The sequence below is a fragment of the Enterobacter chinensis genome (assembly GCF_034008295.1).
Lineage (GTDB): Bacteria > Pseudomonadota > Gammaproteobacteria > Enterobacterales > Enterobacteriaceae > Enterobacter > Enterobacter chinensis.
In genome coordinates, this window is sequence record NZ_JARDVI010000001.1 from 465,136 (window position 1) to 480,961 (window position 15,826).

Here is a 15,826-nt window from a genome sequence, read left to right on the forward strand (position 1 = left end):
AAGGGGGTTGCCCCGTTGCTTGTTGACACTCTATTCACAATCCTGCCACAGAGATAGCGCAATATATCGAAGCCTATGTTCGAATTTTTTGAATAAGGCGCGAAAGGCGTCAATGTGGTACTCTATAGCAATCATTAAAAAGAGAGTTTATCAGGGCGTGTACTGCCCTTTAACGCTATGACAGAACAACAAAAATTAACCTTCCCGATGCTCCTGCAACAGCTTGATTCCCTGACGCTGCGCGATAAACAGCGCTTCGCCCGTCGTCTGCACGGCGTGAAGAAGGTTAAAAATCCTGATGCTCAACAGGCCATTTACCAGGAGATGGCGAAAGAGATTGAGCAGGCGGCAGGGAAAGTTGTGCTGCGCGAAGCCGCGCGTCCGGCGATTACCTACCCGGAAAACCTGCCCGTCAGCCAGAAGAAACAGGACATCCTCGAGGCCGTGCGCGACCACCAGGTGGTGATTGTCGCGGGTGAAACCGGTTCGGGGAAAACCACCCAGCTGCCGAAAATCTGTATGGAGCTTGGTCGCGGGATCAAAGGGCTAATTGGCCACACCCAGCCGCGTCGTCTGGCGGCGCGTACCGTTGCGAACCGTATTGCCGAAGAGCTGCAAACGGAGCCGGGCGGTTGCATCGGTTACAAGGTGCGATTCAGCGATCGTGTCAGCGATAACACCATGGTCAAGCTGATGACCGACGGTATTCTGCTGGCGGAGATTCAGCAGGATCGCCTGCTGATGCAGTACGACACTATCATCATTGATGAGGCGCACGAGCGCAGCCTGAACATCGACTTCCTGCTCGGCTACCTGAAAGAGCTGCTGCCGCGTCGCCCGGATCTGAAAATCATCATCACTTCCGCGACCATCGACCCGGAACGCTTCTCGAAGCATTTCAACAACGCGCCGATCATCGAGGTGTCAGGACGCACGTATCCCGTGGAAGTGCGCTATCGCCCGATTGTGGAAGAGGCGGATGATACCGAGCGCGACCAGCTGCAGGCCATTTTTGATGCCGTTGACGAGCTGGGTAATGAAAGCGCGGGCGATATTCTGATCTTCATGAGCGGCGAGCGAGAAATTCGCGATACCGCCGACGCGCTCAGCAAGCGCGACCTGCGCCATACCGAAATTCTGCCGCTGTATGCCCGTCTGTCGAACAGCGAGCAAAACCGCGTCTTCCAGCCTCACGGCGGGCGTCGCATTGTGCTGGCGACCAACGTGGCGGAAACCTCGCTCACCGTGCCGGGGATCAAGTACGTTATCGATCCGGGCACGGCGCGCATCAGTCGCTACAGCTACCGCACCAAAGTCCAGCGTCTGCCGATTGAGCCGGTCTCCCAGGCGTCCGCTAACCAGCGTAAGGGCCGCTGCGGCCGCGTGTCGGAAGGGATCTGTATTCGCCTCTATTCCGAAGACGATTTCCTGTCGCGCCCGGAGTTTACCGACCCGGAAATTCTGCGCACCAACCTGGCGTCCGTTATCCTGCAGATGACCGCGCTGGGGCTGGGCGACATCGCGGCGTTTCCGTTCGTCGAAGCGCCGGACAAACGCAACATTCAGGACGGCGTACGTCTGCTGGAAGAGCTCGGGGCCATTACCACCGACGAGCAGGCGACGGTCTATAAGCTGACGCCGCTGGGCCGCCAGCTCAGCCAGCTGCCGGTCGACCCGCGCCTGGCGCGCATGGTGCTGGAAGCGCAAAAGCACGGCTGCGTGCGCGAGGCGATGATCATTACGTCTGCGCTCTCCATTCAGGACCCGCGCGAGCGTCCGATGGACAAACAGCAGGCGTCTGACGAAAAACACCGTCGCTTCCACGATAAAGAGTCCGATTTCCTCGCCTTCGTGAACCTGTGGAACTATCTTGGCGAGCAGCAGAAAGCGCTCTCATCGAACCAGTTCCGCCGCCAGTGCCGCGTGGATTTCCTCAACTACCTTCGCGTGCGCGAGTGGCAGGATATCTACACCCAGCTCCGCCAGGTGGTGAAAGAGCTGGGGATCCCGGTCAACAGCGAACCGGCGGAGTACCGTGAAGTGCATATCGCACTCCTGACTGGCCTGCTGTCCCATATTGGGATGAAGGACGCCGAGAAGCAGGAATATACCGGCGCGCGTAACGCCCGTTTCTCCATCTTCCCTGGTTCCGGCTTATTCAAGAAGCCGCCGAAATGGACCATGGTTGCGGAGCTGGTGGAAACCAGCCGCCTGTGGGGACGCATTGCCGCGCGTATCGATCCGGAATGGGTTGAGCCGGTGGCGCAGCATCTGCTGAAGCGCTCGTACAGTGAACCGCACTGGGAGCGCGCGCAGGGCGCGGTGATGGCAACCGAGAAAGTGACGGTTTACGGCCTGCCGGTGGTGGCCGCGCGTAAGGTGAACTACAGCCAGATCGATCCGGCGCTCAGCCGCGAGCTGTTTATCCGCCATGCGCTGGTGGAGGGTGACTGGCAGACGCGTCACGCGTTCTTCCGCGAAAACCTCAAACTGCGTGCCGAAGTGGAAGAGCTTGAGCATAAATCCCGCCGTCGCGACATCCTGGTGGACGATGAAGCGCTGTTCGAGTTTTACGACCAGCGCATCAGTCACGAAGCGATCTCCTCCCGCCACTTTGACAGCTGGTGGAAGAAGGCCAGCAAAGAGACGCCGGACCTGCTCAACTTTGAAAAGAGCATGCTGATTAAAGAGGGGGCGGAGTCGGTCAGCAAACTCGACTACCCGAACTTCTGGCATCAGGGAAACCTCAAGCTGCGTTTAACCTATCAGTTTGAGCCGGGTGCTGACGCGGATGGCGTGACTGTCCACATTCCGCTGCCGCTGTTAAACCAGGTGGATGAGAGCGGGTTTGAGTGGCAGATCCCCGGCCTGCGCCGCGAGCTGGTGATAGCGCTGATCAAATCCCTGCCGAAACCGGTGCGCCGTAACTTTGTTCCCGCGCCAAACTATGCGGAAGCCTTTTTAGGCCGCGTCACGCCGCTGGAGCTGCCGCTGCTGGATGCGCTGGAGCGCGAGTTCCGCCGCATGACCGGCACTACGATTGACCGCGATGACTGGAACTGGGATCAGGTGCCCGATCACCTGAAAATCAGCTTCCGCGTGGTGGACGATAAAAACAAAAAGCTGCTGGAAGGGCGTTCCCTGAGCGAGCTGAAAGAGGCCCTGAAAGGCAAAGTCCAGGAGACGCTCTCTGCGGTGGCGGACGACGGCATCGAGCAGAGCGGGCTGCATATCTGGAGCTTTGGTCAGCTTCCGGAAAGCTACGAGCAGAAGCGCGGCAACTATAAAGTCAAAGCCTGGCCGGCGCTGGTGGACGAGCGCGACAGCGTGGCGATCAGGCTGTTTGATAACCCGCAGGAACAGCAGCAGATGATGTGGCGCGGGCTGCGTCGCCTGTTGCTGCTGAACATCCCGTCGCCGATTAAGTATCTGCACGAGAAGCTGCCGAACAAAGCCAAACTGGGGCTGTACTTTAACCCTTACGGCAAAGTGCTGGATCTGATTGACGACTGTATCTCCTGCGGCGTGGACAAACTGATCCACGAGGCGGGCGGCCCGGTCTGGACGGAAGAGGGCTTTGCACAGCTTCATGAAAAGGTGCGCGCGGAGCTGAACGACACCGTGGTAGAGATTGCCAAACAGGTTGAGCAGATCCTCACCGCCGTGTTCAATATCAACAAGCGCCTGAAAGGGCGCGTGGATATGACCATGGCGCTGGGGCTGTCTGACGTGAAGGCGCAGATGGCCGGGCTGGTATATCGCGGCTTTGTTACCGGCAACGGTTTCAACCGTCTCGGCGATACGCTGCGCTATCTGCAGGCAATTGAAAAACGTCTGGAGAAAATGGCTATCGATCCACACCGCGATCGCGCGCAGATGCTGAAAGTGGAAAGCGTGCAGCAGGCGTGGCAGCAGTGGCTCAACAAACTGCCGCCAGCGCGCCGCGACGATGAAGACGTTCAGGCGATCCGCTGGATGATTGAGGAGCTGCGCGTCAGCTTCTTTGCTCAGCAGCTTGGCACGCCGTATCCGATATCGGATAAACGTATATTGCAGGCGATGGAGCAGATTTCCGCTTAAAACCCTTGCCCGGTGGCGCTTCGCTTACCGGGCCTACGGAAGAAAATGTAGGCCGGGTAAGGCGTAGCCGCCACCCGGCTGGTTATCGTTCCACAATTGCCAGCGTAAACCCATCCCATCCCTTAACCCCCACCGTTTGCAGCGCGGTGGCGGTCAGGCGCGGATTATCCCCAATCATCTCGATAAACCGACGCACGCCCTGTACGCGCGCGTCGTCGCTTTGCCCGTTAATCACTTCGCCCTCGCGCACCACGTTATCGCCGATGATCAACGTCCCTGGTCGGGAGTAGTACAGCGCCCATTCCAGATAGCCTGGATTGTTTGGCTTATCGGCATCAATAAAGATCAGGTCGAACGGCGGAACGTCACCGAAATTCTCAAGAGAGTTCAGGGCCGGACCTTCAATCAGTTCAATGCGCTCGTTTAGCCCGGCGAGGTGGATATTCTGGCGCGCAACGTTGGCATGCGTGGGATGGGCCTCAAGCGTGATCAGCTTTCCGTCCGGCGGGAGGGCGCGTGCCATCCAGATGGAGCTGTAAGCACCCAGCGTGCCAATCTCGAGAATACGCCGCGCCTGCGTCATGCGCACGAACAGCGCCAGCAGCTGCCCCTGATTGGCCGCTACGTCGTGTTCGGGGAGCCCGGCGCGCTTGTTGTTTTCCAGTACCTGACTCAGTACGTCATCTTCAGGAATAAGCGAAGAAATCATGAAATTATCTACTGCAGACCACTGTTGTTGCATAGATTGACTCCTGAGGGAGAATCGCCGGGTGGCGGCTGCGCCTTACCGGGCCTACGGGGTAAAATGTAGGCCCGGTAAGCGCAGCGCCACCGGGCAGGTTTTCAGGCACTAACCCAGCCGCCGCCCATCGCTTTATACAAATCAATCTGCGCCAGCAGCAGGTTATTTTTCACCTGCACGACGCTGGTCTGGACCGAGAACAGCGTGCGCTGTGCATCCAGCACGTCCAGATAGGATGAATAACCGTTGCGATAGCGATTCTGCGCAATGCGCAGGGTCTCCTGGGCTACATCCTGCTGGGCAAGCAGCTCCGTCAGCTGTTCCTGATAGCGCGTAATGGCATCAAGGCTGTTGTTCACTTCGGCAAACGCGTTACGCACGGTTTTCTCATAGGCGTACAGCGCCTGGTTACGCTGGGACTGAGAGATATCCACCTGCGCATTGAGCGCCTGGCGGTTAAGGAGCGGGGCGAGAATACTTCCCCCTGCGCTCCAGAGCTGAAGCGGATTGTCCAGCAGGCCCGACAGGGTGCGATCCTGTATCGATCCGGTTGCTGTCAGGTTGATCGACGGCAGCAGGCTGGCGCGCGACGCGGCAAGCGAAGCATCAGCCGCCACCAGCTGTCGTTCAGCCTGAGCGATATCCGGCCGGCGGTTCAGAAGCGTAGAGGGCAGCTGCGACGGCAGCGTCAGCGGCGTTAGCGACGCAAAGCTTTCGCTGCGCGCCACATCGCCCGGGTTGCTTCCCAGCAGCAGGCTCAGGGCATTCTCCTGCTGTGCAATCTGGTGCTGCAGCACCGGAACCTGCGCCCGGGTTGAGCGGAGTTCGGAATCCGATTGCATCAACTCCAGGCGCGAGCTATAGCCCGTCTCAAACTGACGCTTCGCGAGGTTAAATGCCTCTTCGCGCGATTTCAGCGTGGACTCGGTCACGCGCAGCTGTTCGTCAAGCGAGAGCAGAGTGACATACCCGGATGCAACGGACGAGGCGACGGTCAAATCCGCGGCGGCGGCGGCGGCTTTTTGCGCGTCCAGCGTGGCTTCGGCAGCGCGTGAGGTACTGCGGTTGACGCCCCAGATATCAACGTCATAGCTCGCCGTCAGGCTCCCTCTGTACAACGTGCCGTAAACCGGTAGCCCGGTCGCGGCGGATTGCGAACGGGCGCGCGTCCCTGTGATTCCAGCGTCGAGCGAGGGAAAGAGGCTGCCGTCGGCCGCAAAGACCCGCGCCTGGTACTCGTTTATCCGTTCGCGGGCGATCAGGACATCGCTGTTATGCCCAAGCGCCTGGTCCACGTAGCGGTTCAGATTGTTGTCATGAAAATTGCGCCACCAGAGCTGCTCCGTCGGGCTGGCAGGGCCTGAGACGCTGCGCCACTGCGTGGGGATTTGCAGCGTCGGCTGCGCCGGTTTGACATCGACGGACTGGCATCCGGCCAGCATTACCGCCACCACCAGCGCGGCTATCGGGCGAAGGATCATTGCTTCGCCTCCCGCGTATCAATGGTCACCTGCACCGACATGCCCGGACGCAGCAGCGCGGACGCCTCTGGCTTACCGAGCACCTCGATGCGCACCGGAATACGCTGGGCAATTTTGACAAAGTTCCCGGTGGCGTTATCCGGCGTGATGGCGCTGAATTCAACGCCGGTCGCCGGAGAGATGCTCTCAACGCGGCCCTGATACGCTTTGTTATTGAGGGCATCGACGGTGAATTTCACCGGCTGACCGACGCGCAGTTCCGCGAGCTGGGTCTCTTTAATATTGGCGATGACCCAGTGCTGAGGCGGCACAAGGGTGGTGAGATGGGTCCCGGCGGTGACATACGCCCCGAGACGAACGGCAATCTGACCAAGCTGGCCGTCGCGCGGGGCCACAATACGCGTGTTTTGCAGGTCGATCTGCGCCAGCTCCAGCGCCGCTTTGGCATTTTCTACATCCGCTTCCAGCGCACCGCGATTCACAATCACCGTCTGCAGATCCTGACGCGACATTTCAAGCGCGGCTTTCGCCTGGTCGATATCCGCGCTGCCCTGGGCGGCACTCGCCAGCGCAGCGTCGCGCTCGCGAATGGAAAGCGAGCCGTCAGTGGTCAGCTCTTTCACTCGCTTCAAATCCGCCTGGGTTTTCAGGCTCTGGGCGCGGGCATTTTTCAGCGCGGCATCATTTTTTGCGATAACGGCCTCAGCGCTTTTACGCTGCTGCAGGTTGTTATTCAGCGCGGCAATTTTCATCGCCAGCTGCGCCTCGGCCTGATGTACGCGCTGACGATAGATACGGTCATCGATCTGCAGCAGCAGGTCGCCTTTTTTGACCTGCACAAAATCCTGAACATTCACCTCAGTGATGTAACCGTTGACCTGCGGACTGATAAACGTCGTCTGACCGCGCACGTAAGCGTTGTCGGTAAACTGCGCGTGGCGGGTGAACGGCGGGAGCTGCCACGCATAAAGGATCACCAGCACGCCGACAATACCGATGGCAGCGGCGGTGAAAACGGAAACAATGCGCACATTTTTGCGGGTGTTGGCCTGCTCTTTGGCGGCATCCTGCTGACTCATAAACTCTCCAGAAATATTTCAATTATTTGTTGCCGGTGGCGTTCTTAAGCGCCATACGGGCAGTGATGCGCAGGCGCAGCAAGCGCCATAAAATCCAGACCAGCGTGGCGGCAGCGATACTCGCCGTCAGAAGATAAGTATCGTTGTAAGCCAGAATATTCGCCTCCAGCGTGGTGACCGTTTGCAGCTGCGTTATCGCCTGCGTTCCCAGCAGCGCGCTGTCGCCAATCAGGCTTTTATACATCTGGGTATAAAGCTGAATGCGTTCGTTGACCAGAGGATTCAGCGTAGTGAGCTGGTCCGCCAGCAGGCTGGAGTGGTACTTCTCACGCCAGGTCTGGAAGGTCCCGAGGATGGCGGAACCCAGCAGGCCGCCTATGTTTTGACTCATGCCAAACATCACCGAGAAGCTGACCAGGTTGCGCGGGTCGGCGATCACCCCGCCAATGGCGGCCAGCATAGCGGGCGCCAGGAAGAAGGCGCTGCCAAAGCCCAGCAGGAACTGGCTTAGCATCAGCTGATCCGGCCGTGTCAGGTTGTTGGACTGGCTGTCCAACAGCGAGGCAATAATCATCAGCGCCAGCGAGGTGATTATCGGCCACGCCAGTTTCGTGGGCTTGATGGTCAGACAGCTGGTCACTATCCCGCAGACGATACCGGCGAAAATGGACCACGCCAGATGCGTCATCTGTTCGTTCTGTAACCCTACATACTGGAGCCAGCCGATGACGCCGGTGTTTTGCTCGGCGAGAACGATACGGATCAGCAACATGATCAGCCCCAGACGAACGATGCTGCCGCTCGACAGCCAGCGGGTGTTCAGCAGCGGATTGGTGCGGTTATGTTCAAAGACGATGGCCGCCACAATCAGCACCAGGGATAACGCCAGCGACCAGCCGATCCACGGCGCTTCGAACCACCAGTCAAGACGGCCTAATGAGAGCACGGCGCAGAGCAGGGCCATCCCTGGGGCCATTAAAAAGAAGGTGATAAAGTCTTTCTTCTCGAAGACCTTGCGCCGGTCACCCGGCGGCAGCTTCAGCGCTATCACGCAGGCAAGGGAGATCAGCGCCAGCCCCAGTTCGAAGAAATAGAGCCCGCGCCACTCGTCCAGCTGCAGCAGTTCGGTTGAAAAAAGACGCGCCAGAGGGATAGCGAGCGACGATCCGGTGATGCCAATGGTCAACGCCTTCAGGCGATGCTTCGCCGGCCAGGCCTGGATCTGATAGTAAATCCCCAGCGAGCTGAGCGCGGCGGCCACCATCCCGTGCGCGGCGCGGACCATCAGCGCCGAGCTCAGGTCGTTAACGAACAGGTGGAAAAAGGTGACCAGCACATAGAGCACCAGAAAACCTTCCGTGAAGGCGCGCAGACCGTACTGCTGGCGGAACTTAACCAGCAGCAGGTTTATGGAAATATTGGTCATGACATAGACTGCCGGTAGCCAGGCGATCTCCGTAGACCAGACGCCGAAGGTCCCCTGCAGATTTTGCAGGTTGGCGGTGACCACCGCATTTCCCAGGGCTCCCGTCAGGCATACCAGCAGGCCCACGACACCATAGGCAATCCGTTTGGGCGTGCTGTGCTCCGGCGTAGAAGGCGAGCCCAGCAGGGCGGGTTTCTCGTGTGGCTGCCACTCGCGAGGAGCATAAGGGTCGCGTTCGGGCAGGCGCATAACGTTGTTTACCTTTGAAAAAATTGAAGAATTAACGGGGACGCGATTCTACGTCTGCCGTAAATCATAATTCAAGTGAATATGATTTACGCATGTTAATCAAATGTTGAAGGGAAAGTTTAAGGAAAAAGAGCGGCCGACGTCATCGTTGTGTTGAGATACTGTAGTCGCTACCCTGAAGGGATACAGAGAAGGAGTTCATTTTGGAACAGACCCATTTTCCCCTCCTGCCGGATGCCACGCTGGCGGCCATCAATACCGTCGGTGAATGGCTGGCGCAGGACGACCTGCGTGCAACACGTCAGTTTCCGAACGTCGATGCGGTTATTCTGGCAGGGAACGCGGCGATCCCGACCATAGATGCGGCCTGTCGCATCGCCGCGCAGAGCGAAATCCCGCTCCTGATTAGCGGCGGTATAGGCCATTCGACCGCGTTTTTATACGCAGCCATCGGCAACCATCCGCATTATCATACCGTACCGGCAACGGGGCGGGCGGAAGCGAGTATTCTTGCCGACATTGCGCGGCAGTTCTGGCAGATCCCCGAGTCACGCCTGTGGATTGAGGATCAATCCACCAACTGCGGTGAGAACGCGCGTTTTAGCTGGAATATGCTGAAACAGCATCAGCAAGCAACCGGGCAGGTGCTGGTGGTGCAGGATCCGACGATGCAGCGCCGTACGATGGCGACATTTGCCCGCGTTTGCCGGGATGAGACCGTTTCGCCGCAGTGGATAAGCCACCCGGGGATTACGCCGATACTGCAGAACGGCAAAGATGGCGTGGAATTTAGCGAGAGCAACACCGGACTGTGGCCCGTTGACCGCTACCTTTCACTGGTTCTGGGGGAACTGCCGCGTCTGTATGATGACGTTAACGGCTATGGCCCGGCCGGGCGGGATTTTATCGCTCACGTTGAATTTCCTGAGGCCGTGACTGCCGCATGGGCACGGTTACAAAAAGATCCGATCCTCACCGAGGCCTTATCACGGCGCTCACTTCTGTGAACATTGGCGAAATTCCCCTCTCAGAGAGAGAGGGGAAACCGGTTACAGCGCAGCAAACTTATCCAGCGTACGCACCAACTGCGTCACAAAACCATATTCGTTGTCATACCAGGCAACGGCTTTCACCAGTTGAAGCTCTCCCGCTTCTGACACTTCCGTCTGCGTGGCGTCAAACACCGAACCATAATGCGAGCCAATCACATCGGACGACACAATCTCATCATCGGTATAGCCGAAGGATTTGTTGCCCTGGGTCGCTTTTTTCAGTGCGGCATTAATCTCCTCAACGCTCACTTTCTTGCCCAGAATCGCTACCAGCTCGGTCACCGAACCCGTCTTCACCGGCACGCGCTGGGCGTGTCCTTTCAGTTTGCCGCTCAGGGCCGGGATCACCAGGCCGATGGCTTTCGCAGCACCAGTGGTGTGAGGAATGATATTCTCTGCCGCCGCGCGGGAGGCGCGAAGATCTTTCCCGCGCGGTCCATCCACCAGCGCCTGCGTACCGGTATAGGCATGAATGGTGGTCATGGTACCGACTTTAATTTCAAAGGCGTCGTGCAGGGCTTTTGCCAGCGGGGCGAGGCAGTTGGTGGTGCAGGAGGCGACGGAGATGATGGTATCACTGGCGTCGAGGGTGTCATCGTTCACGTTAAACACAATGGTTTTCATCTCACCCGCCGGCGCGGAAATCAGCACCTTTTTGGCACCCGCATCCAGATGCGCTCTGGATTTCTCTTCGGAAGTATAAAAACCGGTGCATTCAACGACGATATCCACACCCGCGCTTTTCCACGGAATATGTTTGGCCTCTTTCTCAGCGTAAACCGCGATCGTTTTGCCATCCACAATCAGCGCGTCTTCGGTGAAATCCACGCTCCACGGGAAGCCACCGTAGTTTGAATCATGCCTCAGCAGATAGGCCAGCACTTTGGGGGAGGTGAGGTCGTTGATGGCGACGACGGTGTTGCTGTCCTGGGTTTCAAGAAGGCGACGCAGTACAAGGCGTCCGATGCGTCCAAATCCGTTAATGCCAATTTTACTCATGGTGTTCTCCTGTAAACGTGTCGATGCGACAGTTTGAACTCATCCAGGCTTAGACCATCACGGGCAGGGCGGCAATTGAAGATGCTTCATGCGGGGGGAAGTATTTGAAAAACCATACAGAAAAATTAATGAATTTTTAAGGAAAGGGGACTATGTTGGCGCGATAACTGTTTTTAACCGGGAAATCATATGCGCACTAAATATACAAGCCTGCAAATCGGTATCCACTGGCTGGTGTTTCTGTTAATTATCGTCGCCTACTGCGCCATGGAGTTCAAAGGTTTCTTCCCGCGCACCGCACGTCCGACGATCAATATGATCCATGTCTCATGCGGTATCAGTATCCTGGTGCTGATGGTGGCACGTCTGCTGGTTCGTTTGAAATTCCGTGCGCCACCGATTCAGCCGAAGCCAAAAGCGATGGTGACGGGGATGTCTCATCTGGGGCACCTGGTGGTGTATCTGCTGTTTATTGCGCTGCCGCTGATTGGCATTGTGATGATGTACAACCGGGGCAGCGACTGGTTTGCTTTTGGTCTGGTGATGCCGCATGCGGCGGAGTCAAATTTTGACCTGGTTGATGTACTGAAAGAGTGGCACGAGACGCTGGCTAACCTGGGCTATTTTATTATTGGCCTGCACGCGGCGGCGGCGCTGATGCATCACTACTTCTGGAAAGATAATACCCTCCTGCGCATGATGCCGAAAAAGCGCCAGTAGTCTTTAACGCTTGCCGGGTGGCGTTGCGCTCAGAACCGTTTGTAGGCCGGGTAAGCGCAGCGCCACCCGGCTTGTTTTTTAACGCAGCAGAGCACGCTCTTCAGCAGTTAACGCCAGCGGCTGCGTTGACCCGGTCTCCGACGATTTCACCGCCGCTTCCAGCACGGCCATCACCGCTAATGCCTCGACAGGGTGGACAGGATTGGTGATTTTCCCGAGTAACGCATCACGTACGTTGATATAATACTGGCGCTGATCGCCTTTCGGCGTCTCGATCGTCTGCGGGATGCCGTCAGCCCCATAGAACACCATACTGTCGCTGTCTTCGCCCCAGGTTTCACTGCCGGGAATAACCCCTGAGAGCAGCTGCGCTTCCTGCTGGTCGATTCTGGCTTTCACCACGCTGCCTTTGTCCCCGTGGGCGGTAAAGCGGGCCGTACCGCCAGCCACCAGCATACTGGCGTGAAGAATGACCTTGTGCTCCGGGTAGTTTAAAACCACGTGCGCCCAGTCGTTAATTTCCGCGCCGTCGCGCAGCGTTGCAATATTCCCCTGAACCGACTGCGGCAGGCCAAAGAGCTGCAGCGTCTGGTCAATCAGGTGAGGGCCCAGGTCAAACCACAGGCCGCTCCCCGGGACGTTCTGCTCGCGCCAGCGCACGCGGACTTCCGGGCGGAAGCGGTCGATATGCGACTCCAGGTGTTTAATCTTGCCGAGCGTGCCTTGCTCAATAATCTGCTTAATGCCGAGGAAATCGCTGTCCCAGCGGCGGTTGTGAAAGACGGAAAGCAGAAGCTGCTTTTCATCCGCCAGCGCAATCAGGTCGCGGGCTTCCTGCATGTCGAGGGTAAAAGGCTTATCCACGACCACGTGCTTACCTGAGTTCAGGGCCAGCGTCGCCAGCGGGGCGTGCGTGGCGTTGGGGGAGGCAATCACCACCAGATCGATATCAGGATGCTGAATGGCCTCTTCCGGCGTCGCTACCACCTGTACGTCCGGCAGATCGCGTTTAACCTTCTCTTCATCCCTGGAAGAGACCACTGCCAGCTTAAGTCCGTCCACCGACTGGAGCAGCGGAGCATGGAAGGTTTTACCGACAAATCCATACCCGATCAGCGCAATGTTGATTGTTTGAACTTTACTCATGACCTTCTCCACGTTATTGCGCGCATACCGTGACCTGCAATGCGCTATGGTCCCCAAGCTCGGGCCAGGGACGATCTAAAAAGAGTTGTTGAATGCTGGACAACCCGGAAACCAGATACGGTTCGCAGCGGTTGACTTTCAGGTGGTCGGCGACAATCCAGTGCGCATGGCTTGCGGCGAGCATTGCGCGTTTAACCTCGGCATCTGCTTCTTTACCGGCACTCAAGCCGAGCTCGGCATGGATGGCGCACGCCCCGAGAATGGCGATATCTGCCCGGTACCGGGACAGCAGGGACAAGGTAGCGCTTCCGGCAAACAGGCGTTGCTTTTGGTCCCATTTTCCCCCGAGCAGAATCAGCTCAATATCTTCCCGGTCGCTAAAATGCTGGGCGATATCCAGGGATGGGGTAATGACGGTCAGCGGTCCTTTAAGAAAGGTGGCGACCGCCATCACCGTGCTTCCGGCATCCAGAAACAGGGTAGATCCTGGTGGAACCTGCTGCGCGACCTGTTTTCCCAGGCGCTGTTTAGCATCCGGCAGCAGCGTGCTGCGACCCAGCCGGTTCATGGCAGAAAGGTTCAGCGCGATGGCCCCGCCGTGGTTCTTCTGCGCAAGGCCCTGGTTCTCCAGGTCGGTCAGATCCCGACGGATGGTATCCGCTGAAACCTGCAGCTTTTCGGCCAGTTCGGTGATGCTGGCCTGGCCTTGCTCGCTGAGGATATCCAGGACGTAGCGTTGACGTGCGGTTTTGTGCATGGGGCTGTAATCCTGCAAAATGTCGCAATAGTTTGCATAATACAGCATTTTGACGCAGAGAGAAGGGGAATGTCATCATGACGATGTGCAGCGGCGTGATGGTTCATATCGGTGATTATTAAAATTTTATTAAGCGGGTATAAGTAAGCCGTTTTGAATGTTAATCACAATGTTATTGTTATGTTTTGTTTAACGATTTGGGTTATGTAACCAGTGTATCGCCATTGTATGGGTATAAATTCTGTTTAATCGAAATTTTGCAGCGTTTAATTTCTTTAATTAGTTTTTTAAAAGCTTTTAATTTTAAATATACCCCTTTGGTTACTTAAATTGACACTTCTTTGAAAATCTTTGTGTCTGACCCGCTCTGAAATTAACGCAAAAATGTGCACAGAAAGATTTAAGTTTTTTCCTTAGATAACAGGGGGTTTGTATGTTTCATCTGAAAGGGTACTTTTAGGGTTTTGTCCAGAAACCCCATGTTTTTTCTTAATTGCAACACCACATTAACATTGTGGGTGTAGTGGGCTATACCACATTTTGTTATGCTGCTAACCAGTTTAAGAAATAAGTAAATTCTTAATTGAAATAAGACGCAGGCAGATCTCATCTCCAATGGAAATGGGTGTGGGGATTATTACCTAAAATTCAGCACGGTAGCTAAATAAGATATTTGTCTAATTATCTGTACCTCTTTTGGGTATTTGCTTGAGTATCACTCAGAGTCAGGGAGATAACATGACGATATTACGAAAGCCTATGTTACGCCGATTTACAGCAGCACTGGCATTCATTTCATTAGCCATAAATTCGGCGTACGCGAATAGTCATCAGGTGGGTATTGCTCCGGTGGCAACCACAACCTTAAAAGAAAGTATTCTTTTTGCTATCGATCGCGATCCGTCAATTAGTCAGCAGGCCGCGCAATTAGGCATTGGCCAGGCACAAATAGATGAAGCGCGCAGCGGCTGGATGCCGCAAATATCGTTGAACGGGAGTACAGGGCACAGCCAGACCACCGATTCCAGCGGGTCACTGAAGAATTCTGCCGCCTGGGGGCTGAGCCTGACGCAGTTGCTGTACGATTTCGGCAAGACCAATAACAGCATCAGCCAGTCTTCCGCCCAGCGTGATAGCTACCGCTACCAGTTGATGGGCACGCTTTCGAACGTGGCGGAAAAAACGGCGCTGAGCTATGTAGAGGTCAAACGCTATTCCGATCTGCTGCAGGCGGCAATTGATAACGTGCAGGCGCTCAAAAACGTCGAGCAGCTGGCAAAGCTGCGCGCAGACGCGGGCGTGAGTTCCACCTCCGATGAGCTGCAGACCCGCACGCGTATTGCCGGCATGCAGGCGACGGTCGCGCAGTATAACGCCGCCTTAAACAGCGCGCGCGCAAGGCTTGCGGTATTAACGGGGATGCAGGCAGAAGCCTGGTCGCCAGTGCCTGCGAACCTCGCGGTTGAGCCAGATTCGCTCAACCGTATTGATTATTCGTTAATACCGTCGGTGATGGCCGCGCAGAATATGGAACGTTCGGCTCAATATGGCGTGGAAACGGCGAAGTCCCAGCACTGGCCGACGTTAAGCCTGAAAGGGGGACGCACCCGTTATGAATCGGATAACCGTTCATACTGGGACGACCAGATACAGCTCAATATTGATGCTCCGCTGTATCAGGGGGGCGCGGTTTCCGCTCGCGTTCGGCAGGCGGAAGGCACACGGGCCATGGCCTCCTCTCAGGTCGATCAGGCGCGTTTCGATGTCCTGCAAAAAGCCTCCGTCGCGCAGGCTGACTGGACCGGCGCACGGGGAAGAATGGAAGCCGGGAAGCAACAGCTGGAAAATGCTTTGCGCGCCCGCGATGTTTATAAAAATGAATACACCCTGAGCAAGCGGAGCATTAACGATCTGCTCAGCGTTGAGCAGGATGTCTGGCAGGCCACATCAGCGAAAATAATCGCTGAGTATGATGGCTGGAGTTCGGCAATTAATTATGCTTCCGCGGTTGATAATTTAATGCCGCTTATTGGAATAGAGAAAAACGCTGCCGCAAAATTACCTGACTTGAGCTAAAAAAGATGCGCAGTGTTGC

The 15,826-nt window shown here is 56.6% G+C and carries 11 protein-coding genes; 4 read left to right on the forward strand and 7 right to left on the reverse strand.

All coding sequences use genetic code 11. The features are described from left to right. Positions 1–177: 177 nt before the first annotated feature. Positions 178–4,080 carry an ATP-dependent RNA helicase HrpA gene (gene hrpA / locus PYW49_RS02415; protein ID WP_320385535.1) on the forward strand — a complete coding sequence of 1,301 codons (3,903 nt, stop codon included), beginning with the start codon at positions 178–180 and terminating at the stop codon, positions 4,078–4,080. An 82-nt stretch (positions 4,081–4,162) separates the two neighbouring features. Here the strand turns inward: hrpA and PYW49_RS02420 are convergent, their stop codons facing one another. From PYW49_RS02420 to PYW49_RS02435, 4 genes are all read right to left on the reverse strand, one after another. Then, complete coding sequence (locus PYW49_RS02420; protein WP_320385536.1) at positions 4,163–4,822, reverse strand: O-methyltransferase; 660 nt, start codon at positions 4,820–4,822, stop codon at positions 4,163–4,165. A gap of 101 nt (positions 4,823–4,923) precedes the next feature. Beyond that, complete coding sequence (locus PYW49_RS02425; protein WP_320385537.1) at positions 4,924–6,303, reverse strand: efflux transporter outer membrane subunit; 1,380 nt, start codon at positions 6,301–6,303, stop codon at positions 4,924–4,926. Continuing rightward, complete coding sequence (locus PYW49_RS02430) at positions 6,300–7,382, reverse strand: HlyD family secretion protein (RefSeq protein WP_320385538.1); 1,083 nt, start codon at positions 7,380–7,382, stop codon at positions 6,300–6,302. Before PYW49_RS02430 ends, PYW49_RS02425 begins: the two co-directional genes overlap by 4 nt. Positions 7,383–7,404: 22 nt before the next feature. Then, positions 7,405–9,057 carry an MFS transporter gene (locus tag PYW49_RS02435; RefSeq protein ID WP_320385539.1) on the reverse strand — a complete coding sequence of 551 codons (1,653 nt, stop codon included), beginning with the start codon at positions 9,055–9,057 and terminating at the stop codon, positions 7,405–7,407. A 203-nt stretch (positions 9,058–9,260) separates the two neighbouring features. Between PYW49_RS02435 and PYW49_RS02440 the strand changes: the two genes are divergently transcribed. Next, the gene (locus tag PYW49_RS02440) at positions 9,261–10,064 is read left to right on the forward strand and encodes a YdcF family protein (RefSeq protein ID WP_320385540.1); all 804 of its coding nucleotides are present in this window, start codon (positions 9,261–9,263) and stop codon (positions 10,062–10,064) included. A 42-nt stretch (positions 10,065–10,106) separates the two neighbouring features. On the opposite strand, the gene gap is transcribed toward PYW49_RS02440, so the two are convergent. Next, complete coding sequence (gene gap / locus PYW49_RS02445) at positions 10,107–11,108, reverse strand: type I glyceraldehyde-3-phosphate dehydrogenase (RefSeq protein WP_134350211.1); 1,002 nt, start codon at positions 11,106–11,108, stop codon at positions 10,107–10,109. 189 nt (positions 11,109–11,297) lie between these two features. Between gap and cybB the strand changes: the two genes are divergently transcribed. Beyond that, on the forward strand, positions 11,298–11,828 hold the full coding sequence (gene cybB / locus PYW49_RS02450) for a cytochrome b561 (protein ID WP_134350212.1): 531 nt from the start codon (positions 11,298–11,300) through the stop codon (positions 11,826–11,828). 78 nt (positions 11,829–11,906) lie between these two features. Here cybB and PYW49_RS02455 read toward each other — a convergent pair whose 3' ends face one another. Together PYW49_RS02455 and PYW49_RS02460 are read right to left on the reverse strand one after the other, a co-directional pair. Next, positions 11,907–12,974, reverse strand: coding sequence for an oxidoreductase (locus PYW49_RS02455; RefSeq protein ID WP_320385541.1), 1,068 nt, complete (start codon positions 12,972–12,974; stop codon positions 11,907–11,909). 13 nt (positions 12,975–12,987) lie between these two features. Beyond that, complete coding sequence (locus PYW49_RS02460) at positions 12,988–13,731, reverse strand: DeoR/GlpR family DNA-binding transcription regulator (RefSeq protein ID WP_320385542.1); 744 nt, start codon at positions 13,729–13,731, stop codon at positions 12,988–12,990. A 738-nt stretch (positions 13,732–14,469) separates the two neighbouring features. On the opposite strand from PYW49_RS02460, the gene PYW49_RS02465 reads away from it, so the two are divergent. Next, entirely contained in the window at positions 14,470–15,807 is a 1,338-nt protein-coding gene (locus tag PYW49_RS02465; protein ID WP_320385543.1) for a TolC family outer membrane protein, read from the forward strand. Positions 15,808–15,826 lie beyond the last annotated feature (19 nt).